We start from the raw sequence: 22,714 nt of genomic DNA on the forward strand, positions 1-22,714 counted from the left end.
CTGTCCTATGCTTCCTGAGTAGAAAGTTAAGCCAGATCCGCTACTTCGGCCGTGGCCCTGACGGAGCGCCAAGACCGGCCGGCAGCCCAGGCCGTGACGATCGCTGACTTCGGCTCTCGCCGCCGTGGCTGAGGCGGTTGGCGCCGAGCGCCGAGGCAAGGGGTGAACGTGGCTGAGGTGCCAGCGGCGCTGACAGCAACGCCCGCACACACCGTCGCATCCGCGCCGGTATACCCGCGCCGAACCGCGGCCTGCTCCTGAAACCGTAGAGGAAGTCCTCATCCGTGCTGATCCAAGATCTTGTACCGTGCAGTCGCCTGGAGAGACCCAGGTGACATACGCCACCTCGGGTTCAGGCTTAGGTGGGAGCTCGATCTTGGTCCACAACTGGTCCACAACCAGCGAGCTATAACGAGAACGGGCGGGGCTCCGTGAGACTGGAGCCCCGCCCGTTCGTACGATGTTCGCCCTGGTCAGCGGCCATAACCGCCGATCAAGATCGAGTGCCCCCTGTAGGATTCGAACCTACGCACCCGGCTCCGGAGGCCGGTGCTCTATCCCCTGAGCTAAGGGGGCTCAACGTGTGACTAGGCTACCAGCATCCCGGAGCCCCTCGTCACAGATAAAGGTCCGCGAACACATCACGCGAAAACCGCACGTGACAGCCCTGCTACGGGTAGCTTTGCCGCCGTGGGCGAGGTTCTTGGGAAAGTACTGGTCGTAGACGATGACGAGGTCATTCGTCAGCTCATCACGGTCAATCTCCACCTTGAGGGGTTCGAGGTGACGACCGCCACCGATGGGCAGGACTGCCTTGACCAGGTGCTCGACGTCATGCCGGATGTGATCACGCTGGACGTGATGATGCCGCGCCTCGACGGGTGGACGACCGCGCAGCAGCTACGCAGCGGCGAGGCGACCAGCCACATCAAGCTGTTGCTGATCACCGCGCGGGCGCAGGATGACGACAAGCGGCGGGGCCGGAGCATCGGCGTCGACGCGTATCTGACCAAGCCCTTCGACCCGGCGGAGCTGATCCAGGTGGTCAGGGAGCTGGCCGGCAGGTAGTCAGGCGAGCAGGCCGTGCTTGCGGGCGGCCGCCGCCGCCTGGGTGCGGGTGGAGACGTCCAGTTTGGCGAGGATGTTGGACACGTGCACGCTCACCGTCTTGGGGGCGATGAACAGCTGTGCGGCGATCTCCCGGTTGGTCAGGCCTTCGGCCACGAGGCGCAGGACCTCTACTTCCCTGGCCGTGAGGCCGCCCTCGGGGTCGCCGGTGCCGAAGCGGGCTCGTCTGCCGAACTCGGCCAGGGCCGCTTCGAGGGGTGCCGCTCGTAGCTTTCCGGCCTGCTCTCTGGCGTGCTCCCATTCGGCCTGCGCGGCCGGCCGGTCGCCGGTGGCCAGCAGGGCCTCTGCCAGGCGCCAGCGGGCTCTGGCCTCCTCGTAGACGAACCCGTACGAGAAGGACGTGACGACCTCGCGCCACAGGTCGGGGTCCAGGCGGCCGTGCACGCGGTGCCACTCCGCCTCCAGGCGCAGTGCCCAGGCCTGGCCTTCAGGGCCCAACTGGCCGCCCTCGCCGACCGGGCCGGTGGTGAGGGCGAAGCGGGCGCGGGACAGCAGGTCGTCGGCGCCCTCGGTGATGCCGAGGTCGGCCATGGCCCACAGGCCGATGGCGGCGATGCGGATGGTGCCGGATTCGCCGGGGTCGAGGGTGGCGAGGGTGGCGTGGATGTGGTCGAGGGCGGTGGCGGGGTCGCCCTGCCAGAGGGCGTGCTCGGCGGCGAGGCCGCGGGAGATGTAGGCGACCAGGGCGTCGTGCCAGAAGGGGCGCAGCCAGGACAGCCGGTCCTCGACGGCGGGCAGGCCGCGGGCGACCTCGATGAACAGGGCGAAGGACGACAGGGTGGCCTCGGGGGCGGTGCCGACGCGGGCGCCGAAGCCACCGGCCACCGACTCGGCCTGATCCCACTCCCCCGCCACGTAGTGGATGAGGAAGCGCAGGAAGCGCAGGTCGGTGCCGTAGGTGCTCCACTTGAGGCCGCTTTCGACGGCGAGCCGGATGCCTTCGTCGGCCACCTCCGCCGCCTCGGCGAGCAGGCCCTGCTCGTAGTGGATGCGGGCGTGGTGGAAGCGGGCTCGCAGGTCCATGGCCAGGTCGCCGGTGCTCTCGGCGGAGGCGGTCTCGACGAGGTCGTGGGCGGCGGCCATGTCGTGCCGGATCTCGGTGAAGGTGGCCAGCGTGAGCAGGGCGCCGACCTCGGCGTCCTTGGCGCCGGCGGTGCGGGCGGTGTCGAGCGCGCGGTGGGCGAGCTCCTCCACCTCGGCGTGGCGGTGGCCCCACAGGAGGGTGCGGGCGTAGGTGGCCAGGGCTCTGGCCAGGGCGATCTGGTCGAAGGCGGTTTGCACGGCGTGCTCGGCGGCGGCGATGGCGGCGTCGAAGTCGTCCGTCTCGAACAGGTAGTAGGCCAGGCGTTCGCTGACCTCGGAGGTGGGCGGCAGGGCGCGCAGGGCGGCGACGGCGCGGTGGTTGTCGCCGCTGTCGGCGGCCATGACGGCGCTGCGGAAGGCCAGCGCGACGCGGCTCTCCCCGGCGAGCTCGGCGGCGTCGGGAACCCGGTCCCACAGGCTGAGCGCCCGCTCGTAGTGGCTGTGGGCCTCGGCGGGCGCGCCGAGGCGCTCGGCCTGGCGGCCCGCCTCGGTGGAGGCGGCCAGCGCTCCGGCGAGGTCGTGGCTGGCCAGGTGGTGGTGGGCGAGCTCGGCGGGGGCGGTGAGCAGGCGGGCGAAGTCGGCGTGCAGGCGGGTGCGCTCGCCCGGCAGCAGGTCGGTGTAGACGACCTCCTGGAGGAGGGCGTGGCGGAAGGCGTAGCCGGGGCCCCGGACGCGCAGCAGGCCGCGCGAGACGATCTCGCGCACCGCCTCCTCGAAGTCGGCCAGAGGCAGGCCGGAGACCTCGCACAGCAGCTCGTCCTCGACGCGGCGGCCGGCCACGGCGGCGGCGCGCAGCACCTGCTGGCCCGCCGGGGACAGCACCTCGACCCGGGACATGAGCAGGCTGGCCAGCCCGTCGGGGAGGGTGTCGCCCTCGGCCACGGCGGCGAACAGCTCTTCGGCGTAGAAGGGATTGCCCTCGGCCCGGGTGACGATCATGCCGAGCGCGCGGGCGTCCACCGGCCCCAAAGTGCCGACATAATCGGACATGTCGCCGCTGTCCAGCGGGCCCAGCTCCACGTGCGTCACGCTGGGCAGCCGCTTGAGCTCGGCGAGGACCGAGCGCAGCGGGTGGCGGCGGTGCAGATCGTCGGTGCGGTAGGTGCCGACCACGCACACCCGCTCGGTCTGCACCATACGGCTGAGGAAGACCAGCAGGTCACGGGTGGAACGGTCGGCCCAGTGCAGGTCTTCGATCACGAACATCACCGGCTGGACCTCCGCCAGCAGCCCGAGCAGCGAGCCGAACAGCCGCTGCTGGGTGAGCCCGGCCGACGGCGCGCTCTCCGTGCCCGGCAGGAGCTGGCCGAGCATGGGGTGGGCGGCGGCCGCCTCGCGCACTCCCGGCTCCGCGCCGCGCAGCGCGTCGGCCAGCGGGAGGTAGGGCAGCGCGTCGCCGAGCTCGGCGCACTGGCCGACCAGCACGTTGAAACCGCGCCGGCGGGCCTCCGCGACCAGCTCGGTGGCCAGCCGGGTCTTGCCGATGCCGGCGTCTCCGCCGACGAGCGCGACCCCCGCCGTGCCCGCGGCGGCCGCTTCGAGCACCCGCGAGAGCCGAGCGAGCTCGGCCGAGCGCCCGACGAGAGTTCCGTTCACCCAGCCACTATGCCACGCGCCCCCGACATTCCCATTGGACCACGATCAGCGGCCGTGATTGGCCCTGACGAGAGGACCAAAGTCGGCCTACGCTCAGCATTCGTGATCTCCCTGACAACGTTCGTCTTCTTCGTGCAAGCCTCGCTCGTCTTGGTGCTCATCCCAGGGCCCAACCATCTCTACATCACCGCCCGCGGCCTGGCCCAGGGCAGGACGGCGGCGCTGGCCAGCGCGTTCGGCGTGGAGGCCGGGACGCTCGTGCACATCGCCGTGGCCGCCGCCGGCCTGTCGTACGTCATCTCGCAGTCGGCGACACTGTTCGCGATCGTCAAGTGGGCGGGCGTCGCCTACCTGGTCTACCTCGGCGTGCGCGCCTTCACCGCCAAGCGGGAGACCGTCACGCAGGCCCCGCCTCCCCAGCCACTGCGCAAGATCTTCCTCGAAGGCGTCCTGGTCAACGTGCTCAATCCCAAGGTGACGCTGTACTTCCTGGCGTTCCTGCCGCAGTTCCTGGAGCCGTCGGCGGGGCCGCCCGCGCCGCAGATCGTGGTGCTCGGGCTCACGCTGCTCGTCCTCGGTCTGCTGTCGGACCTGGCGTACGCGTTCGCGGCCGGCGCGCTCAGCGGCCGCCTGGAGCGCAAGGCCACCTCGATGCGGTACGTCAGCGGCGTCGTCTACCTGGGCCTGGGCATGGCCACGGCGTTCGCCGGGAGCAGATGACTCAAAAAGCCTCGGCCAGGGTCGCCGGGATGCGGTCGAGCACCGGGTGCGGCACCAGGCCATAGGCGTAGAAGTCCACCGCCATCGCCCCCGCCGCCTTCGCCCCCCGGGCCTTGGCCACGAGCCGGTCGGTGGAGTCGCTGTCCGGATATCCCGGCCGCAGCACCGCCCGCACCTCCCGGTCCTTGCCCACCGACCGCAGGTAGGCGCCGACGTCGTCGGCCACCCGGGCGGCATCGCGAGCGTAGGCGAGCACGCCGAAGGCGGGCACCAGGTCGCCGAGCGCCACCAGGTCCACGCCGAGTTGCCAGGCGTCGTGCGCGGCCAGGCCGGGCGTCGGCAGGCCGTCGCGGTAGCCCTTGACGGCCCCGGTGGAGTCGATGAAGACCAGCTTGGAGCCCTCGGCGGCGACGGCGGAGGCGACCTCGGAGACGAGGGTGGTGACCGTCTCGGAGCGGGCGCGGGCGTAGGCGACGACGTCGGGGCCGGCGTAGGCGGTCAGCGCCGCCCTGGTCACCTCGCCCTGCGCGGGCGGGTCGCCGCCGAGCACGCCGCCGACGATCCTGGCGCACTCCTCGCGCGCCACCTCGGCGTCGACGCCGAGGTCGGCGGCCCGGCGCATGCAGTAGTCGCAGAAGCACAGGCCGAACAGGTAGGCGTCCATCGGCCCGAGCGGCACGAAGGAGCGCTCCGGCTTGAGCGGCCTGAAGTGCAGCGACTCGGCGACCACGCTGTCGACGCCGAGCCTGGCGACGGCTCGGGCCAGCGCGACGGCGTACTCGCGCACGTCGGGGTGCGCGGGGCACAGGTCGGCCGGGGAGCCGCGGTCGCCGAAGCAGTCGCGTACGGTCACGTCGGGGTGCGCGGCGCCGATGGTGGCGTTGCGCAGGAACACGGTCCAGCCGTGCAGCGCGAGCCCACGCCTGGTGCAGGCCTCGCGCAGGCCGTCGAGGGCGTCCTGGTGCCCGGTCGCCGGCTTGAGCCGGCGGCCGGAGAACAGGTCGGGCGGCGGGGGGAAGTGCGCCCCCTCCCGGCGGATGGTCAGCCTGGACAGTCCGTGCGGGGTGATGTCGCGGGAGGCGTGGTGCACGGCGCCTACAGTGACGCCGCGCACGCCGTACGCGCTGATCCTGTCGAGCACCCGCTCGACGCCCTCGCCGCGCAGGTCCTCGACGAAGACGTACACCGAACTGTCCACGAAGCGACCTTACGCGCTCTTGTGGGCTACGAAGTCGATCTCCACCAGGATGTCGAGCAGCTCGGAGCCGACGGTGGTGCGGACGGGGTACGGCTGGGTGAAGTAGGTCTTGTAGGCCTCGTTGTAGGCGGCGAAGTCCCGTTTGACGTGCTGGAGGTGGACGGTGGCCTTGATCACGTCGTCGAAGCCGAGGCCGTGCGCGGCGAGGACGGCGCCGAGGTTGCGCATGACCTGGTGGGTCTGGGTGGCCACGTCGGTGCCGACGAGTTCGCCGGCCGTGTCGAGCGGGCCCATGCCGGAGGTGTAGAGGAAGTCGCCGACGACGAGTCCCTGTGAGTAGGGGCCGATCGGGGCTGCCGCCTCGGCGGATCTGAGCTCCTTCTTCATGGCTGCTCCTAGAAGTGGGTGGTTATGGTGCCGCTGACCCGATAATCCCTCTCGATCAGCGGCAGGGACCGCCACTTGTCGAAAGCGGTACAGGGGTGGGAGATGCCGAAGGCCAGCAGATCCCCCGGGGCGAGCCCGTCGGCGTGCACGATCGTGTGCTGGTCCTGCATGGCGACGACGGTGACGCCGTCGCGTCTGGGGATGGGCAGGCCCTCGTCGTAGGGGGCGTCGCGCTTGCCCATGCCGACGATCGCGAGGCCGGGCTCGGGGGTGGACAGCACCTGCGCCCACACTTCGAGCGCGGGCCGCAGCTCGCCGTCGAGGCGGTTGAAGGGGGTGCGGTCGCGGTAGTAGCCGTCGTCGTGGGTGACGTACGCGCCGCTGCGCAGCAGGATCCTGGCCTGGGTGGCGGCGAGGTGGCGGCCGATCACGTCGAACCACTGGCTGCCGCCGACGCTCAGGATCGGGGTACGGACCCGCAGATGCTCGACGGCCTCCTGCAGCGAGTCCAGATATTTCCGGACTTCGGCCGCCGACTTGAGCGCCCCCTCGTACCCGGCCACCCCCGCCAGCTCGACCCCGTCGGTCTCCTGCGCGTGCCGGGCCACGGCGAGCAGCTCGTCCAGCGTCCGGCACCCGGCCCGGCCACCGGCGTGCCCCAGCTCGGCCAGCACCCGGAACGGCCGCGAGCCGGCGTGCCGGGCCAGGATGTCCACCCCGGCCACCGAGTCCGCGAACGACAGGAACTCAAAACCCGGATCCCGCTCCAGCTCCCCCGCCGCCCACCGCAGCCCGGCATGATCCGGCTCACCCCGAACCCGCGCACGGTCCTCGCCTGCCGCGACGTCGCGACGGTCAGCCCCCACGCCCCCGCCGCGAGCTGCCGCGCGGCGATCTCCGGCGACAGGTGCGTCTTGGCGTGCGGCGCCAGCTCCAGCCCATGCTCACGGGCGAACGCCGCCATGGTCGCGATGTTGTGCTCCAGCGCCTCCCGGTGCACCACCATCACCGGAAACCCGAGCTCCCCGTCCAGCACGGAACCTTCCCGCACGGCACACCACCCCTCCTCAAGATCTTGTACGGCCCGCGACGCATGCGGATCCCGTACGGTCATCGCGGCCTGAGCTCGAAGATCCCGTACGGTCATCGCGGCCGGAGTGCCCGGCCGGGGGTCGCGCCGGTCAGCTCGCCGCCCGCCAGCACCGGCCTGCCCGACACCACCACATCGTCCACCCCGCGAGCCAGCCTGCGCGGCGCGTCGTAGGTGGCCCGGTCCCCCACTGTCACCGGGTCGAACACCACCACGTCCGCGGCGAACCCGGCCCGCAGCAGCCCACGGTCCGCCAGCCCGAACCGCCTGGCCGGATGCGAGGCCAGATGCACCACGGCCTGCTCCCACGTCCAGTCGCCCAGCTCGCGCACGTGCCGCCCGAGAAAGCGGGCGAAGGCCCCGAACGCCCGGGGATGCGGGTGCGCGCCCACGAAGATGCCGTCGGAGCCGCCGGTGTGCGACGGATGCCGCAGGACGCGGCGTACGGACTCCTCGCCCGCCGGGCCCTCGTCGGGGCGGGCGGCCACGCAGCCCGCCTCCAGCCGCGTCTCGATGAGCAGGCGGCGGCAGAACTCGCCGGGCTCCATGCCCGCCCGCTCCGCCGCGGCGACCATGGTCAGGCCCTCCGCCCACTCCAGGCCGGGGGCGTGCGAGATGGTCAGGCGCGGATAGGTCTGGGCCAGCTCCGGCCACCAGGCGTCGAGCTCGGCGGAGGCGATCATCTCCAGGGCCCGGTCCGTCTCCGCGCCCGGCACCTGCGGCGGCAGCGCGATCATCGCCAGGATCGTGCTGCCGCGCAGGTAGGGGTAGGTGTCGAAGGTCAGGTCGACGCCCTTGCCGAGCGCCTCGTCCACCAGCGGCAGCAGCACGTCGGCCGGGCCGTGCAGGTGGGAGACGTGCACGGCGGCGCCGGACAGCTCGGCGATCTCCACGACCTCCGCCATGCCCACGCCCGCCCCGGAGCCGTATTCGCGCATGTGGGTGACGTAAGGCAGGCCACCGAGCGGGCGGCAGAGCTCGGCCAGCTCGGCGGCGGTGGCGTAGCGGCCCGGCAGGTATTCCAGGCCGGTGGACAGGCCGCACGCGCCCTCGGCCAGGCCGCGCTCCACGTGAGCCAGCATCAGGTCCAGGTCGTCCCGGGCGGCGTGGTGCGCCGCGGGGCCCATGATGTCGTAGCGGATCGTGCCGTGCGGCAGCAGGTAGGCGGTGTTGACGGCCACCGAGCGGTCGTAGCCGTCGAGCAGCTCGGCCACCGTGAGCGGGCCCTCCAGGAGCGGCCCGTTGACGGCGGCGAAGTAGCGGGAGGTGTAGGCGACGGTCTCGGCGGAGCCGGGGGCGAACGACAGCCCGTCCTGGCCGAGCACCATCGTCGTCACGCCCTGCCGCAGCGCCGCGAGCTGCACCCCGGGGTCGAAGACCGCCGCGTCACCGTGCGCGTGGCAGTCGACGAACCCCGGCGCGACCAGCCGCCCCCCGGCATCGATCACCGACGCGGCCCGCGCCCCTTCGAGGCGGCCCACCGCCGCGATCCGGTCGCCGGAGATCGCCACGTCGGCCTTGTAAGGAGGCGCGCCGGTGCCGTCGAGCACCCGGCCACCGCTGATGACCACATCGAACGTCACCTATGGATTCAATCACCAGCACGGCCCGCGCAGGAGGCGGCCGGGCGGATGGGATGCTCGGCCAGCAGGGCGCGGGCTTCGGCCCTGGCCAGGTTCCAGCCGTTCCAGGGGTCGGGCCCGACCAGCTCGTTGGCGGCGGCCACGTCGGCGAGCACGCAGCTGCGCAGCGGCTCCGGCAGCCGGTCCAGCGCAGGGACGGCCTCCGCGCCCAGGTCCCCCAGGTAGTCGGCGTCGAACGCCTGCCCCTGGCGCGCCACGACCTGCGACTCGGCCACCCGCAGGTCCGGGTTGACGACGGCGAAGGCGCCCAGGCCGAGCGCGGTGACCAGGACGATCGTGCGCGGCAGCCAGCCGGTCCACCGCCCGGCCAGCCGCGCCCCGCCGGCGATCAGCACCAGCGCGAACAGCGCGCCCAGCCACCAGATCGCGGCCTGCACCGACAGGCGCAGCCGGGACTGGCCGTAGGCGTCGGTGTAGAGGCCCAGCCGGTGCAGCGCGGAGAACAGCACCACGAGGGTGAGCCCGCACAGCACGCCGAGCAGTCCGGACAGCACCCAGCGCGCGCGCCGCTCGGTGCGCAGCACGCTCGCGGCCACGGCCACGATGCCGAGCACGATCACGCTGACCGCGACGAGCTGGAAGAAGCCCTGCCTGGCGTACTCGGCGTAGGTGAGCCCCGCCGTCTTCAGCACCCAGGCGTCGCCGCCGAACAGCGCGGTGAGCTGGACCATGACGAACGCCGCGAACAGCAGGTTCACCGCGGTGAGCGGCAGCAGCCAGACGGTGCTGCGTACGCCGACCTTGATCTCCGGCGCCACCGGGTCGACGACGGGCCGCGACGCGACCAGCACCACGGCGGCCAGCAGCGCCGCGAACAGCACGCACACGAAGATCCGCAGCGGCAGGGACTCGGCCCAGTCGGGCGTGGTCATCAGCCGCTCCACATAGCTCGCGAACACCGCGTCCGCCGAGGCGAACAGCAGCCCGAACACCACCAGCAGCACGGCCGTGATGCCCAGCGCGGCGAGCGTGGACACCAGGGCGCCCTTGGCCCGCAGGTTCTTCAGCGGCCTGGCCAGGAACCAGGGCACCGGCCCGAGCGCCAGCAGCACCGAGGCGCCGCCCCTGATCACCCCCAGCCAGCCGAGCCCGGCTCCGGACACGGCCAGCGCGACCAGTCCCGCCCCCGCGAGGACCAGGAGCGCCACCAGCCAGTCGGCGTCCCGGACCGCGGCCATCGCGATCAGGGCGTACGCCACCAGCCCGAACGTCACCGTCCACGGCGTCATCCGGCGCAGCACCGCGGGCAGCGCCGCCGCGCCCAGCACCATGGACACCAGGACGATCCCGAGCCCCGCCTGCGCGTCGGGCAGCGCCACCGCCGCGAACACGCCCGCCCCTACCGCCGCCGGCAACAGCCAGCGCGGCGTCTCCGGCAGCTCCGGCCGGGGGAACAACGGCGGCGGCACGTAGGCGGGCGGCGGGGGTTGCGCGCCGTGCGGCTGCCCAGGCAACGGCTCCTGACGCTGGTACGTCGCGGCGACCGCGCCGTGCGGCTGTCCAGGCAAGGGCTCCTGACGCTGGTACGGCGTGCCGTGCGACTGTCCCGGCGACGACTCCTGACGCGGGTACGGCGTGCCGTGCGGCTGTCCGGGCGACGGCTCCTCGCGTCGGTACGGCGCTCGCTCCGCCATGGCCGGGCCGGTGCCCCTGCGGCCCGAGCCGGCGCCCAGGGACGCGCCGACGGCGCCGAAGAGCGCGGTGCAGAGGACGAGCATGACGAGCCCGAACCCGTCTCCCAGCATCACACTGGCGAACACGGCCGCGAACATCCCGATCAGGAAGCCGACCATCACCCCGATGACGATCCCCGCGGCCATCTTCGCCAGCCGCTCGCGGGCCATCTCACCCGCCTCCCGAGCCCGCACCTGACCAACCGGCCACGTCACCGGCGCATCTCCCCCGGCGCCCGGTCCGCCCCCCTGCCCCACGAGGGCGGCCCCAGCCGTACCGGGAGAAGCCTTGAGCACGTCCCCGCCGACATCACCCGAGCCCTCTCCCTCGGTACGGCCACCCGCACCCGGCCGGCCTCCCGCTTCGGCCGGACCGCCCGCGCCCTCGACCGGCCGGCCCCCGGCTTCGGCCGGACCGTCCGCGCTCTCGACCCGGTCGGGCACCACCACCACTGCCCGGTCCGCCTCGGCCGTGTCCTGGCCGGCCTCGGGCCGGGGGGTTGGGGCCGAGGTGGGGTCGCCGTTCTCGGCCGGCTGCCGTGGCTCGTCGGTCATCGTGGTCCTCCCTGGTAAGTCGATGACCATGCGGCACCCCGCGCAGTCGTCGATGCGGATCGAGCCGGCGTGCAGTTCGACGATCTCCTTCACGATGGCCAGCCCCAGCCCGGCGCCCCCGGCGTCGGCGGCGCGGCCCGCGTCCAGCCGGGAGAAGCGCTCGAACACCCGCGCCCTGGCCGACTCCGGGATGCCCGGCCCCCGGTCGGCGACCGCGAGGCGGATCCCGGCGCCCTCCCCGGTGGCGGTCACGGTGACCGTCCCGCCGGCCGGGCTGTGCCGTACGGCGTTGTCGAGGAGGTTGGCCAGGACCTGGGCGAGCAGGTCGGGGTCGGCGCGCAGGGCGAGCCCGCCGGGGGCCCGCAGCAGCAGCCGGACGTCGTCGCGCGCCAGCGACGCCTCCCGCACGGCCTGTTCCAGCAGCGGCGCGAGCTCGACCGCCTCCGGCTCGATGAGCCGCGCGCCCGAGTCCAGCCGGGACAGGTCCAGGAGCTGGGCGACGAGCCGGCCGAGCCGCTCGGTCTGGGCGAGCGCGGTGCGCATGGTGATCGGGTCGGGCGCGGACACGCCGTCGACGACGTTCTCCAGCACGGCGCGCAGGCCGGTGATGGGCGTGCGGAGCTCGTGGCTGACGTTGGCGACGAGCTCGCGCCGCTGCCTGTCGACGGCGCCGAGCTCGTCGGCCATCGCGTTGAAGGCCCTGGCCAGCTCGCCGACCTCGTCGCGCGAGGTGGCCAGGACGCGCAGCGTGTAGCTGCCCTTGGCGATGGTCTGCGCGGCCTTGGCCATCTCGCGCAGCGGCTTGGTCATGCCGGTGGCGAGCAGCTGCACCATGATCAGGGCGAGCGCCACGGCCACGGCGATGCGGGTCTCGGCGGAGATGTTGGAGGCGATGCCGACCTCGTTGACGACGAACGCGGTCGCCACCGCCAGCACGATGACCAGGCCGAGCTTGACCTTGATCCGGCCGAGGAAGTCGAGCGGTCTCATCGCCGCACCAGGGCGTAGCCGACGCCGTGCACGGTCCGCACCACGTCGGGGCCGAGCTTGCGGCGCAGCGCCCGTACGTGGCTGTCGACGGTCCTGGTGGCGGCGGCCTCGGAGAAGCCCCACACGTCCGACAGCAGCCGCTCGCGCTCGAACACCTGGCCGGGCCGCTCCGCCAGGCGGCGTAACAGGTCGAACTCGGTCCTGGTGAGCTGGGCCTCCGTGCCGCGCACGAACACCCTGCGGGCGGCGGTGTCGATCTCCACCTCGCCCACCCTGATCACGGTGTCCTCGGCGACGAGTTGCCCGGCCCGCTCGACCCGGCGCAGCAGCGCGTGGATCCGGGCGACCAGCTCCCGCATGCTGAACGGCTTGGCGAGGTAGTCGTCGGCGCCCACCCCGAGCCCGACCAGCACGTCGGTCTCCTCGCCGAGGGCGGTCAGCATGAGTACGGGCACCGGCCGGGCCGCCTGCATCCGGCGGCACACCTCCAGCCCGTCGAGGCCGGGCAGCAGCCGGTCGAGGATGACCAGGTCGGGCTCCGCCCTGCCGTACTCGGCCAGAGCGGTGTGCCCGTCGGCGGCCACCCGGACGCCGAACCCCTCCGCGGCCAGCCGGTCGCGCACGGCCAGCGCGATGGTGGCGTCGTCTTCGACCACGAGGATGCGTCGCTGCTCTGTCACGTTCGAAAGCCTAGGAGCGGGCCGTGCAGACGGCACTCCCCAATTCGTGCACATCCGGTGCAGACTTGGACGGGTGGACACCGCCGGTTACCTTCGACGCCTGGGGCTCGTCCAGGCCCCTCCGTCCGCGGCCGCCCTCCGGGCACTGCACGCCGCGCACGTGGAGCGCGTCGCCTACGAGACCCTGCAGATCTGGCTGGATCGGCCCACCACGGTGGACCCGCTGGAGGCGGCGGCCCGCGTCGTCGGCGGCCGCGGCGGCTACTGCTACCACCTGAACGGCGCGTTCTCCGCGCTCGCCACCGCTCTCGGCTATCAGGTGACCCGGCACGTGGGCGGCGTCCAGCTCCGGGGCGGCGAGCCCGGCATCACCGCCAACCACCTGGTGCTGACCGTGCGCGGCCTGCCGGAGGAGGCCAATCCGGGCGGTGCGTGGCTGGTCGACGTCGGGCTCGGCGACGCCCTGCACGAGCCGCTCCCGCTGGTCGCCGGCTCCTACGAACAGGGCCCTTTCCGGTACGGCCTGCGCCCGTCGGAGGTCGCGCCCGGTGGCTGGCGGTTCGACCATGACCCGGTCGGCGCCTTCGCCGGCCTGGACTTCGGGCTCGCCCCCACGGACATGTCGGCCTTCACGGCCATGCACGAGCAGCTGAGCACGTCGCCGACGTCCGGGTTCGTCCGGGTTCTGAGCGTACAGCGCAGGGACGCCAAGGGGGCGGACAGCCTGCGCGGGCTGGTGCTGTCCCGGGTCGGGACCTGGTCGGACTCGATCACCCTGGACAGGGCCGACGACTTCTACGCGGCCCTCGCCGACATCTTCAGGCTGCCGCTCGACGACGTCGGAGCCAAGGACAGGGACACATTGTGGCGTAAGGTCCATACGGCGCACGAGAGATGGCTGGCGGGCGGCTGACGCGGGTAGACCGTTCTTGGTAGAAGCCGACCATGGCCATGTCCGGAGGCGTGACGCTATCGTGCACCTCGCTATGGGAGAGACAGGAAAGCTCGCCGGACGTTACCGCCTGCTCAATCCCTTGGGCGGCGGTGAGCTCCTGCTGGCCTTCGACGAGCGGGAGCACCGTGACGTCGTGGTCAGGAGGCTGCGTGTCCCGCCCGAGTCGCTTGAGCTCGCGGTCACCGAGGCGCGGCGCGCCGTCGGGCTGGCGCACGCCTGCGTGGTGCCGCTGCTCGACGTGCCCGTCGAGGCCGGCGAGGCGTGGCTGGTCATGGAGTTCGTCTCGGGATCGTCGCTGGAGCAGAGCGTGCTCGCCCGTCGCCCGCTGCCGGTCCTGCAGGCGGCGCGGGTGGGTGTGCACCTGCTGTCGGCGCTGGAGACCGCGCACGCGGCGGGGATCGTGCACGGCCGGGTCAATCCGGCCAACGTGCTGCTCACCAGGACCGGACGGGCGCTGCTGACCGGGTTCGGGCTGCCCGCGCTGGGCATGCGGCCACCGGCGGACATGTGGTCGCTGGCCGCCACGCTGCACTTCGCCGTCGAAGGACGCCCGCCCGGTCAGGCTCCGGTCGAGGGCACCGAGCCGCTGCGCTCGCTCATCAGGGCCATGCTGAGCCCCGCGGACACGCCGCCGGTGCGTACGGTGGCCGAGACGCTGCGCCGGCTGGCCATGGACCGCTCGCTCGACCAGGTGGTCGCGGCCGGTGGGCCGATGCCGCCCGCGGAGGTGGCCGCGATCGGGCTGGCCGTGCTCGAACAGCTCGTGGAGCCGCACGCGCGCGGCGAGCATCATGGCGGGGTGCAGCCGGGCAGTGTGCTGATCAACGAGTGGGGGCACGCCACGCTGGTCCCCCGCCTGGCGCCGGCCCAGCTTCCCGCCTTCACGCCGCCCGAGGGGGCCGGGAGCCCGGCGGCGGATCTGTGGTCGCTCGGCGCCACGCTGTTCGCGGCGGTGCAGGGGCAGCCGCCCGCCCCCGGCGCGCCGCTGAGCATGGCGGGGGCGCTGGCCCCGGTGCTGTTCGACCTGCTGTCGGGCGACCCCGGCCGGCGTCCCGCCGCTGACGTGCTGCGCCGCCGGCTCGTGGGGGTGCTGGAGCACAACGGTTGAGATACATCGTGACCAGGAACCAAAGCGGGCGCCCCACTCGTTGGCAGGACGACGCACAATGTGGGAGAGGCGGGGCGCGCGCTCCGCGGTCGGAGGAAGTTGAGGATGTCACCAGTCCAGAAGTACGCCATCGGCGCAGGCGCCGCTGTTCTGCTCTCGCTGATTTTCTTTGGGGCCGGGTTCGTGACGCTGCTCGTCATCCTCGGCGTGGTCGCCGCTCCGGTGATCGGCTACCTGATGCTCGACCCGTCGCAGCGCGAGCGGCTCAAGCGATCCCGCAGGCGCGGCATCGGCCGTTGACCCGGGGCGGCGGGGGCCCTCAGGCCTCCGCCGTGCTCAGGCCTCCGCCGTGCTCAGGCCTCCGCCGTGCTCAGGCCTCCGCCGTGCTCTGTCCGGCGGCGCTCTGCCCGGCCACCCGCTCGCGCACCTTGCGCTCGACGAAGAACGACAGGAACGGCACGGTCCCGCCGAGCATCACACCCAGCATGTACGGCCACGACCAGCGCGCCTTCATGCCCAGGTTCATCACCGCGACCAGGTAGAGCATGTAGAGGCCGCCGTGAATGGGCGCAATCGTCTTCGACAGGCCCGCGCTGCCGAAGCCGTAGCGCATGACCATGGCGACGCAGAGGATGAGCAGCATCACGCCGACCACGTAGGCGAGCACCCGGAAGGGCTTGAGAGCCGATTCCACCGTTAACCTTCCAGAACCATCTCGGGGGACCTGTCCCGGTCCCGATCCGCTCGTACGGCGTCGCGTACGAAGTGGAACCACATGAACACGGCGAATCCGGCGAAGATCCACCAGTTGGCGGCGTAGGCGAGGTTACGCCACGTCAGTTCGCCGTTCACGATCGGCGGGTCCGTCTTGACCTGCGTCAGTGAGCCCGAGGGCGGCTGCGCGACGACATAGCCGTTGCGCACCTGCTGCCCGCTCCACAGGTTGATCAGCTCGCCGGTCGAGACCGTCTGCACCTGGCCGGCGGGCACGCCCTCCGGTCGCCGCTGCACCCCGTCGGTGCCCTGCGGCGGCCGCAGCCGCCCCTGCAGCGTGATCCGGCCGCCGGGCACCGCGGTGCCCGGGTCGTCGGCCCGCGCCACCCAGCCGCGCACGACCGGCATCAGCGTGCCGTCGTCGAGCTTGAGCGGGGTGAGCACCCAGTAGCCCTCGCCGCGCGAGACGTTGCCGCCGGGCGCCGCCACGTCGGGCGGCCGGTCGGCGACCAGGAGCTGGCGTCCGGCGTCGTAGACGCCCTCGGCGGTGACCCTGCGCCCCACGGCGACGGTGTGCAGGTGCGCGCCCACCTGGGCGAGGGTGGTGACGCTCACCGGCGCGGGATCGGTGACCGACTGCGGCTTTCCGGAGTCGTTGAACACGCCGAGCTGCCAGCGCCCGAGGAGGATGAACGCGATCACGACCCCGATCGTGAGCAGGTGCAACCCCAGAAGGCGCGGAGAGAACAGCGTCCTGAGCATGGGTCAAAGCTATCCGCCCACCGGACCGGTCCCGTCACCAGCCCACCCCACCGATCGCGCAAAACCGCGCAAAAACGGCAGGTGATCCCGCTAGGCTGCTGCCCATGTCTGACCAGCATATCGACCCTTCGGGTAGCACCCAGCAGTTCCGCGCGTTCGCGCAGCAGTCCGAGCAGGAGTCCCAGAAGGCCAAGAAGTCGCCGCTGCTGCTGATCGGCGCGGTGGTCGTGGTGATCGTCGTCATCGGCGTGGCCGCGTTCCTCCTCATGCGCTAAGCCCTTCCCCCATAGAGCCGACCACCCGCCGCGGACAGTGGCGGGTCGTTGCCGTGCCCGCGGCGGGTCCCGCTAGTGGATCACCGCCTCGGCCGGACCACCAGCGCACTGCCTCCGCCGCGCCTGGTGGGCTCGGCGACCGCCTGGACCCGGTCCCGGTCGACGAACTCCAGCGCGGTGGCCGCGCCGATCTCCGGGTTGAGCACCAGCTCGTGCCCCCTGGCCGTCAGCTCCGCCTGGTAGCGGTCGAGGAAGGCCTGCTCGGCCTGCGTCTGCGCGGTGTTGCGCTGCGTGGCCCTCGGGGCGGCGAGCGCCTCGGGGAGTGACATGCCGAACTCGTACCGGTTGACCATGATCTGCAGCACGGTCGTGATGATCGTCGAGCCGCCGGGCGAGCCGAGCGCCAGCGCCGGCCTGCCGTGGTCGAACACCAGCGTCGGCGCCATCGAGGAGCGGGGGCGCTTGCCGGGGGCGGGCAGGTTCGGGTCGCCGGGCGCGGGGCCGAAGGTGAAGTCGGTGAGCTCGTTGTTGAGCAGCATGCCGCGTCCGGGCACCACGATGCCGTTGCCGCCGGTGGACTCGATCGTCAGGTTGTAGGCGACCATGTTGCCCCAGCGGTCGGCCACCACCAGGTGGGTGGTCTCGGGGCCCTCGTCCGCGGGCGGGGTCCCCTTGCCGGTCGGGGTGGCGCAGGGGCCGTAGTCGCCGTCGGGCTGACCGGGCGCGGCCGGGGCCGGGATGGCCCGGTCGCCGATCAGGCAGGCGCGCTCCTTGGCGAAGCCGTCCGACAGCAGCGCCTTCAGCGGCACGCCGGGCAGGTCGCCGACGTAGGCGTTGCGGTCGGCGAAGGCCAGCTTGGACGCCTCCAGATATTCGTGCAGGCCCACCTCGGGCAGCGCGTCCAGGATGTTCAGCGCCTCGCCCACGGTCGAGCCGCCGGACGACGGCGGCGCCATGCCGTAGACGCTCATGCCGCGGTAGTCGACGCGGGTCGGCTCCCGCCGCAGCGCCCGGTACCGGTCCAGGTCACGCATCTCCAGGAGGCCCGGCCTGACGGTGCGGGTGGCGCCCGGGGTGATCGGTGGCCGCTTGACCGTGGCCACGACCTCCTTGCCGAGCTGCCCGCCGTACATCCAGCGTGGGCCTCGTTCGCCCAGCTCGCGGTAGGTGGCGGCGAGCTCGGGGTTTCTGAAGACGGAGCCGACGGGCGGCGGTGCGCCGTTCGGGAGGTAGAGCTTGGCCGTGGAGGTGAAGTCCTTGAAGCGGTCGGCGTTCTGGGCGGTCTGGTCGTAGAAGGTCTGGTCGACGACGAAGCCCTTGGCCGCCACGTCGATCGCCGGCCGCAGTGCCTGCTTCAGCGACAGCGTGCCGAATGTGCGCAGGGCCAGGTCCCACTGGGCGACGGTGCCCGGGACGCCCGCCGACAGGCCGCTGGTGACGGCCTCCGCGAACGGGATGCCCTCCAGGCTGGTGGCGGTCATGGCCTGGGGAGCGGTCTCCCGGCCGTCGATGGTGTGGACCTGACGCTTCTTGGCGTCGTAGTAGACCATGAAGCCGCCGCCTCCCGGACCGGCGGAGTACGGCTCGGTCACGCCGAGCACCGCCCCGGCGGCGACCGCGGCGTCCATGGCGTTGCCGCCCTTCTTGAGCACGGCGACGGCCGCCTTGCTCGCGTCCAGGTCGACCGTGGCGACGGCGCCGCCGTACCCCTCGGCGACCGGGACCTTCTGTTGCGGGCTGGCCGGCGCGGGGGTTGCCTGTTGAGGTGGTGTGGCCGCCGCGGGGGCTGCGGTGGCCAGCGAGACGAGGACTGCTACTGCGGGAACGATCACTCGGCGCATGGTTTCCACCATGGCCCAGCTACGCCCGTCGCGGTAGGGCCCCCTGCCACCCTCAGAGGATGCGGTGGGGAAATGCGGGACTTAGCGTGGGGTTTGTGCGTAAGCAGCCCGGTTTCGAGCCATATCTCGCGTTGATCGTGGCGGTGGGCCAGGTGGTGCTGTCGCAGGGCGCCTCCTGGGGGCAGCGGGCCTTCAAGGAGCCGCTCGACGCGATGGCCTACGTGCTGCTGTTCGTCGGGCCCCTGGCGATTCTGGCGCGCCGGAAATATCCGGTAACGGCTACGATTATCGCGCTATTGGCGACATATGCGTATACGTGGCTTGGGTACCCGCTCGGGCCCATCTACCTAGCTCCGGTGATCATGCTGTTCTCCCTGGTCACCCACGGGCTGCGCAGGATCGCCTGGGTGCTGGCCGCGGTCACCCTGGCCGTCTCCCTCGCCTACAGCCACGCGATGTCCCGCCCCGGCGCCACCGGGCTCTTCCACGACCTGGCGATCACCGCGTTCATCCTGCTCCTCATGGTGGTGGCCGAGCTCGCCAGGATCCTGCGCGAGCGCCGCGTCCAGCAGCAGCGGGCCGTCGAGGAGGAGACGAGACGGCAGGCCAGCGAGGAGCGGCTGACCATGGCCCAGGAACTGCACGACGTGCTCGCGCACAACATCTCCCTCATCCACGTCCAGGCCTCGACCGCGCTGCATCTCCTGGACGACAACCCCGAGCACGCGCGCACCGCGCTGGCCACCATCAAGACCGCGTCCAAGGAGGTGCTCGGTGAGATGCGCTCGGTGCTGAACGTGCTGCGCGAAGGCGCTCCCCGCTCCCCCACCGCCGGGCTGGACCGCCTGGAGGAGCTGGTCGAGCGGGCCGGCCTGGACGTGACGCTCAAGCGGGTCGGCTCCCGCCCGCTGCCGAGCCAGGTGGAACGCGCCGCCTACCGGATCGTGCAGGAGTCGCTCACCAACGCCGCCCGGTACGCGCCCGGCGCGCGGGTCACGGTCCGGCTGGAGTACGGCGCCACCCAGCTGGCCGTCCGGATCACCGACTCCGGCGCGACCACGCACGCCGTGCTGGCGGAGGAAGGCGGCGGCAACGGCATCCCCGGCATGCGCGAACGCGCCGCCGCCCTCGGCGGCACCCTGACCGCCGGCCCGTCGGGCACCGGCTTCGAGGTCTCGGCCCTGCTCCCCCTCCCCGAGGAGAACTCATGATCAAGCGGCCGTTGCCCATCCCTGGGGAGAACTCGTGATCAAAGTGCCGTCGCCCTTCCCCGAGGAGAATCCGTGATCAAGGTGCTGCTGGCCGATGACCAGGCGCTGGTGCGGGCCGGCTTCAGGGCGCTTCTGGACGCCCAGCCCGACATGACCGTGGTCGCCGAGGCCCCCGACGGCGCGGAGGCGATCCGCTTGTCCCGCGAGCACGCGCCGGACGTGGTGCTGATGGACATCAGGATGCCCGGCACCGACGGCCTCACCGCCACCCGCCAGATGCCCGCGGGCCCGCGCGTCATCATCCTGACGACCTTCGAGCTGGACGAGTACGTCTTCGAAGCCCTGCGCGGCGGCGCCAGCGGCTTCCTGGTCAAGGACACCGAGCCGGCCGAGCTCATCCAGGCCGTGCGGGTGGTCGCCGCCGGCGAGGCGCTGCTCTCCCCCAGCGTGACGCGCCGCCTGATCGCCGAGTACGCCTCCCGCGCCAAGGAGCCGCTGGCCGCCGACGGCCTGAACCAGCTCACCGATCGCGAACGCGAGGTGCTGGGCCTGGTCGGCACCGGCATGACGAACGACGAGATCGCGGCCAAGCTGTTCATGTCGCCGGCGACGGCCAAGACGCATGTGAGCAGGACGATGATGAAACTGCACGCCCGCGACCGGGCCCAGCTCGTGGTGATCGCCTACGAGTCGGGCCTGGTCCGACCGGGCTGGCTCTGATGCCCCCAAGGACCCGGCTTTCGGGCGCCGTACCCGCCAGGAGATTGTCAGCCACGGACGGCAGCGTCGCACCTGGGCGAGCCCCGGTAGTTCGTTCTGCGAATTTGTTACCCTGGGGAAATGAGTGAGCATGTCGAGGGGCCCATCGGAGTGGTGCCCGCGCTGGTGCGGTCCGCGTTCCTGGTGAATTCCGTGTACGTGAATTCCGCCCGTGAGTACGGGCTCACCCAACAGCAGGGGCAGTTGCTGTGCGTCCTGATGGCGCAGCCGTACGGCATGGGCGAGCTGGGCGCGGTGCTCGGCCTGGCCAAGTCGAGCCTGACCGGCCTGGTGGACCGCAGCGAGCGCAACGGCCTGGTCCAGCGACAGGACGATCCGCAGGACTCCCGCGCGGTGCGGGTGGCGCTCACCAGGCGGGGCGCCAAGCTGGCCGAGGAGTTCTACGCCGAGACCTGCCGCCGCGTCGAGGTGCTGGCCACGGGGCTCGCCCCAGGGGAGCGCGACACGCTCGCCGCGCTGCTGGGCCGGGTCGTGACGGACAACAAGGTGCCCACCGTCTTCCTGTGACTAGTTGAAGTTCGCGACACGAACTAATATTGTTCGTGAAACGAACTTGCCGATGGCGTACGCCTGGCGAACCTTCAGGGAAAGGCAGACCATTGTCCCCACGTGACGTCGTCTTCGGTTTCGGCGCGCATCCCAGCACCGACGACATACCAGAGCTGCTGCGCACGGCCCAGCAGGCCGACCGCGACGGGCTCGACCACTTCACCCTGTTCGACCATCCCTACGTCGGCGGGTGGCTGGACGCCTACGCCGCGCTCGGCTTCGTCCTCGGCAGCACCGAGCGCATCACCGGGCTCGTCAACGTCACCAATCTGCCGACGCGGCCCGCTCCCATGCTGGCCAGGACGGTGACGTCGCTGTCGGCGCTGTCGGGCGGCCGGGTCGTGCTCGGCCTGGGCGCGGGCGGGCGGTGGGATCGCATCGCCGACATGGGGGTGCCGCCGCTGTCACCGGGCGCGGCCGTGGACGCCTTCGAGGAGGCGATCGTGCTGGTCAAGCTGCTGTCCGGCGGCGGCGCTCCGGTCACCTACCAGGGCGGCCACTACCAGGTGCGCCACATCGAGCCCGCCCCGGTGGCCGCGCCGCCGGTGTGGACCGGGTCGGTCGGCCCGAAGTCCCTGGCCGCCACCGGCCGGGTGGCCGACGGCTGGATCCCCGGCCACGCATCGGACTGGCTCAGCGAGCGATACCTGTCCTCGCGGCCCGTCATCGACGAGGCGGCGGCGTCCGCCGACCGCGATCCGAGCGAGATCCGCACCGTCTTCAACTTCCCCGGCCGCATCACCGACCGGCCACTGCCCGCCACCCGCGACCACGACGGCCGCTGGATCGGCGGTTCCACCGACCAGTGGATCGAGGAGCTGACCGGGGCGGTGCTGGAGCACGGCGCGTCGGGCTTCACGCTCTTCGCCGTCGGCGAGGACACCCTCGACCGCACCGTGCTGGCCCGCTGGGCCCAGGAGATCGTCCCGGCCGTACGCGAGGCGATCGCGACATAGCCGCCTTGTCAGGCCAGGTTGACAGCGGCGCTCTGTCAATCTAGCCTGACAGCGTGGACATGGGAGAACTGTCGGAGCGCATCAAGTCCAACGACCCCGCCCTCGGGCTGCGCGCGGTAGGCGCGCTGCACCGGCTGGCCGAGCAGGTCGAGGCGGCCTCGGTCGCGCTGGCCAGGGAGCAGGGCTGGACGTGGGAGCAGATCGGTGACGCGCTCGGCATGTCGCGCCAGTCGGTGCACGCCAAGTACGGAAAGTGAGGCTCGTCATGTTCGGATTGGACAAGAGCCCGTTCGCGGTCGCCGTCAAGGCGGCCATGGACGAGGCGAGACAGCGCGGCGACCGCCGCATGGGCACCGAGCACCTGCTCCTGGGCCTGCTGCGTGACCCGTCGGGCCCGCCGGCCCGCGCCCTGGGCGTGGACGCGCGCACCGCGCGAGCCGCCCTGGCCTCGCTCGACCGGGCCGCGCTGCGGGCGATCGGCCTCGACCCCGGCGACACCCCGCCGGGGGGCACGCGCAAGCACCCGCCGATCCCGGGCACCGCGCTGACGTCGGGCGCACGGGCGGTCATCAACCAGGCGGTCAAGGCGACCGACCGAAAGTCCAGAGACCGCACCGGGCCGGCCGCCCTGCTGCGGGCGCTGCTGGACCAGCGGCACCCCGACCCGGCGGCCGCCCTCATCGACCACCTCGGCCTCGACCGCGCCACCGTCCGCACTCGCCTCGAATCCTGAAAGCCAGGGGGATCCGCGCCCTCCTGGAGGCCAGGGGCCGAGCCGGAGGGAGCCGCGCCCGCCGGGAGGTCTGGAGGCCGGGGCCGG

General features: G+C 72.3%; 22 protein-coding genes and 1 tRNA gene. 12 read left to right on the plus strand and 11 right to left on the minus strand.

Features of this window, described 5'->3' with window-relative positions; genetic code table 11:
- Positions 1-504: 504 nt before the first annotated feature.
- Positions 505-576: transfer RNA gene (locus IEY87_RS12390), tRNA-Arg, on the minus strand.
- A gap of 114 nt (positions 577-690) precedes the next feature.
- Between IEY87_RS12390 and IEY87_RS12395 the strand changes: the two genes are divergently transcribed.
- Positions 691-1,068, plus strand: coding sequence for a response regulator transcription factor (locus IEY87_RS12395; protein WP_189138700.1), 378 nt, complete (start codon positions 691-693; stop codon positions 1,066-1,068).
- On the opposite strand, the gene IEY87_RS46975 is transcribed toward IEY87_RS12395, so the two are convergent.
- Positions 1,069-3,807, minus strand: coding sequence for a helix-turn-helix transcriptional regulator (locus tag IEY87_RS46975; RefSeq protein ID WP_189138701.1), 2,739 nt, complete (start codon positions 3,805-3,807; stop codon positions 1,069-1,071).
- A 102-nt stretch (positions 3,808-3,909) separates the two neighbouring features.
- Between IEY87_RS46975 and IEY87_RS12405 the strand changes: the two genes are divergently transcribed.
- Positions 3,910-4,527 carry a LysE family translocator gene (locus IEY87_RS12405; RefSeq protein ID WP_189138702.1) on the plus strand — a complete coding sequence of 206 codons (618 nt, stop codon included), beginning with the start codon at positions 3,910-3,912 and terminating at the stop codon, positions 4,525-4,527.
- A gap of 1 nt (position 4,528) precedes the next feature.
- On the opposite strand, the gene IEY87_RS12410 is transcribed toward IEY87_RS12405, so the two are convergent.
- The 6 genes from IEY87_RS12410 to IEY87_RS12435 all read right to left on the minus strand — a co-directional run bounded on the left by IEY87_RS12410 (position 4,529) and on the right by IEY87_RS12435 (position 12,743).
- Positions 4,529-5,725, minus strand: a complete 1,197-nt coding sequence (locus tag IEY87_RS12410; RefSeq protein WP_189138703.1) for a hypothetical protein — start codon at positions 5,723-5,725, stop codon at positions 4,529-4,531.
- Positions 5,726-5,734: 9 nt separating this feature from the next.
- On the minus strand, positions 5,735-6,112 hold the full coding sequence (locus IEY87_RS12415) for a RidA family protein (RefSeq protein ID WP_189138704.1): 378 nt from the start codon (positions 6,110-6,112) through the stop codon (positions 5,735-5,737).
- 8 nt (positions 6,113-6,120) lie between these two features.
- Positions 6,121-6,978 carry an alanine racemase gene (locus IEY87_RS12420; RefSeq protein ID WP_229699328.1) on the minus strand — a complete coding sequence of 286 codons (858 nt, stop codon included), beginning with the start codon at positions 6,976-6,978 and terminating at the stop codon, positions 6,121-6,123.
- A gap of 277 nt (positions 6,979-7,255) precedes the next feature.
- Complete coding sequence (locus tag IEY87_RS12425) at positions 7,256-8,785, minus strand: N-acyl-D-amino-acid deacylase family protein (protein ID WP_189138705.1); 1,530 nt, start codon at positions 8,783-8,785, stop codon at positions 7,256-7,258.
- Between the two features lie 8 nt (positions 8,786-8,793).
- Positions 8,794-12,063 carry a DUF4153 domain-containing protein gene (locus tag IEY87_RS12430; protein WP_189138706.1) on the minus strand — a complete coding sequence of 1,090 codons (3,270 nt, stop codon included), beginning with the start codon at positions 12,061-12,063 and terminating at the stop codon, positions 8,794-8,796.
- On the minus strand, positions 12,060-12,743 hold the full coding sequence (locus IEY87_RS12435; RefSeq protein ID WP_189138707.1) for a response regulator transcription factor: 684 nt from the start codon (positions 12,741-12,743) through the stop codon (positions 12,060-12,062). Before IEY87_RS12435 ends, IEY87_RS12430 begins: the two co-directional genes overlap by 4 nt.
- 73 nt (positions 12,744-12,816) lie before the next feature.
- Between IEY87_RS12435 and IEY87_RS12440 the strand changes: the two genes are divergently transcribed.
- The 3 genes from IEY87_RS12440 (at position 12,817) to IEY87_RS12450 (ending at position 15,106) form a co-directional block, all read left to right on the plus strand.
- Positions 12,817-13,656 (plus strand): arylamine N-acetyltransferase family protein, encoded by an 840-nt coding sequence (locus IEY87_RS12440; RefSeq protein ID WP_225276957.1) that lies wholly within the window; start codon positions 12,817-12,819, stop codon positions 13,654-13,656.
- Positions 13,657-13,729: 73 nt separating this feature from the next.
- Positions 13,730-14,806: a protein kinase domain-containing protein gene (locus IEY87_RS46980; protein WP_189138709.1), complete on the plus strand. Its 1,077-nt coding sequence runs from the start codon at positions 13,730-13,732 to the stop codon at positions 14,804-14,806.
- Positions 14,807-14,911: 105 nt separating this feature from the next.
- Positions 14,912-15,106, plus strand: a complete 195-nt coding sequence (locus tag IEY87_RS12450) for a tail-anchor membrane protein (protein ID WP_189138710.1) — start codon at positions 14,912-14,914, stop codon at positions 15,104-15,106.
- 70 nt (positions 15,107-15,176) lie between these two features.
- Here the strand turns inward: IEY87_RS12450 and IEY87_RS12455 are convergent, their stop codons facing one another.
- Both IEY87_RS12455 and IEY87_RS12460 read right to left on the minus strand, forming a co-directional pair.
- Entirely contained in the window at positions 15,177-15,500 is a 324-nt protein-coding gene (locus IEY87_RS12455; RefSeq protein WP_189138711.1) for a DUF3817 domain-containing protein, read from the minus strand.
- 2 nt (positions 15,501-15,502) lie between these two features.
- Positions 15,503-16,282: an SURF1 family protein gene (locus IEY87_RS12460; RefSeq protein ID WP_189138712.1), complete on the minus strand. Its 780-nt coding sequence runs from the start codon at positions 16,280-16,282 to the stop codon at positions 15,503-15,505.
- A 104-nt stretch (positions 16,283-16,386) separates the two neighbouring features.
- On the opposite strand from IEY87_RS12460, the gene IEY87_RS12465 reads away from it, so the two are divergent.
- Positions 16,387-16,557, plus strand: coding sequence for a hypothetical protein (locus tag IEY87_RS12465; RefSeq protein ID WP_189138713.1), 171 nt, complete (start codon positions 16,387-16,389; stop codon positions 16,555-16,557).
- Between the two features lie 80 nt (positions 16,558-16,637).
- Here IEY87_RS12465 and ggt read toward each other — a convergent pair whose 3' ends face one another.
- Positions 16,638-18,398: a gamma-glutamyltransferase gene (gene ggt, locus IEY87_RS12470; RefSeq protein ID WP_189138714.1), complete on the minus strand. Its 1,761-nt coding sequence runs from the start codon at positions 18,396-18,398 to the stop codon at positions 16,638-16,640.
- A 95-nt stretch (positions 18,399-18,493) separates the two neighbouring features.
- Here ggt and IEY87_RS12475 point away from each other — a divergent pair, with 95 nt between their 5' ends.
- The 6 genes from IEY87_RS12475 to IEY87_RS12500 all read left to right on the plus strand — a co-directional run bounded on the left by IEY87_RS12475 (position 18,494) and on the right by IEY87_RS12500 (position 22,627).
- The gene (locus tag IEY87_RS12475) at positions 18,494-19,609 is read left to right on the plus strand and encodes a sensor histidine kinase (protein WP_189138715.1); all 1,116 of its coding nucleotides are present in this window, start codon (positions 18,494-18,496) and stop codon (positions 19,607-19,609) included.
- A 72-nt stretch (positions 19,610-19,681) separates the two neighbouring features.
- Positions 19,682-20,329, plus strand: coding sequence for a response regulator transcription factor (locus IEY87_RS12480; RefSeq protein ID WP_189138716.1), 648 nt, complete (start codon positions 19,682-19,684; stop codon positions 20,327-20,329).
- A gap of 120 nt (positions 20,330-20,449) precedes the next feature.
- Entirely contained in the window at positions 20,450-20,896 is a 447-nt protein-coding gene (locus tag IEY87_RS12485) for a MarR family winged helix-turn-helix transcriptional regulator (RefSeq protein ID WP_189138717.1), read from the plus strand.
- 92 nt (positions 20,897-20,988) lie between these two features.
- Positions 20,989-21,894 (plus strand): LLM class flavin-dependent oxidoreductase, encoded by a 906-nt coding sequence (locus IEY87_RS12490; RefSeq protein ID WP_189138718.1) that lies wholly within the window; start codon positions 20,989-20,991, stop codon positions 21,892-21,894.
- A gap of 59 nt (positions 21,895-21,953) precedes the next feature.
- Entirely contained in the window at positions 21,954-22,151 is a 198-nt protein-coding gene (locus IEY87_RS12495; RefSeq protein ID WP_189138928.1) for a helix-turn-helix domain-containing protein, read from the plus strand.
- An 8-nt stretch (positions 22,152-22,159) separates the two neighbouring features.
- Positions 22,160-22,627, plus strand: coding sequence for a Clp protease N-terminal domain-containing protein (locus IEY87_RS12500; protein ID WP_189138719.1), 468 nt, complete (start codon positions 22,160-22,162; stop codon positions 22,625-22,627).
- Positions 22,628-22,714: the final 87 nt, after the last annotated feature.

Origin of the sequence: Nonomuraea glycinis (assembly GCF_014646515.1) — a bacterium.
In the GTDB taxonomy this organism is placed as follows: Bacteria; Actinomycetota; Actinomycetes; order Streptosporangiales; family Streptosporangiaceae; genus Nonomuraea; species Nonomuraea glycinis.

Bases quoted from the DNA above. Each gene is read 5' to 3' on its own strand.
- IEY87_RS12485 (WP_189138717.1), top strand. From the start codon at position 20,450: ATGAGTGAGCATGTCGAGGGGCCCATCGGAGTGGTGCCCGCGCTGGTG.
- IEY87_RS12460 (WP_189138712.1), bottom strand. From the start codon at position 16,282: ATGCTCAGGACGCTGTTCTCTCCGCGCCTTCTGGGGTTGCACCTGCTC.
- IEY87_RS12415 (WP_189138704.1), bottom strand. From the start codon at position 6,112: ATGAAGAAGGAGCTCAGATCCGCCGAGGCGGCAGCCCCGATCGGCCCC.
- IEY87_RS12450 (WP_189138710.1), top strand. From the start codon at position 14,912: ATGTCACCAGTCCAGAAGTACGCCATCGGCGCAGGCGCCGCTGTTCTG.
- IEY87_RS12500 (WP_189138719.1), top strand. From the start codon at position 22,160: ATGTTCGGATTGGACAAGAGCCCGTTCGCGGTCGCCGTCAAGGCGGCC.
- IEY87_RS12495 (WP_189138928.1), top strand. From the start codon at position 21,954: ATGGGAGAACTGTCGGAGCGCATCAAGTCCAACGACCCCGCCCTCGGG.
- ggt (WP_189138714.1), bottom strand. From the start codon at position 18,398: ATGCGCCGAGTGATCGTTCCCGCAGTAGCAGTCCTCGTCTCGCTGGCC.
- IEY87_RS12465 (WP_189138713.1), top strand. From the start codon at position 16,387: ATGTCTGACCAGCATATCGACCCTTCGGGTAGCACCCAGCAGTTCCGC.
- IEY87_RS46980 (WP_189138709.1), top strand. From the start codon at position 13,730: ATGGGAGAGACAGGAAAGCTCGCCGGACGTTACCGCCTGCTCAATCCC.
- IEY87_RS12430 (WP_189138706.1), bottom strand. From the start codon at position 12,063: ATGAGACCGCTCGACTTCCTCGGCCGGATCAAGGTCAAGCTCGGCCTG.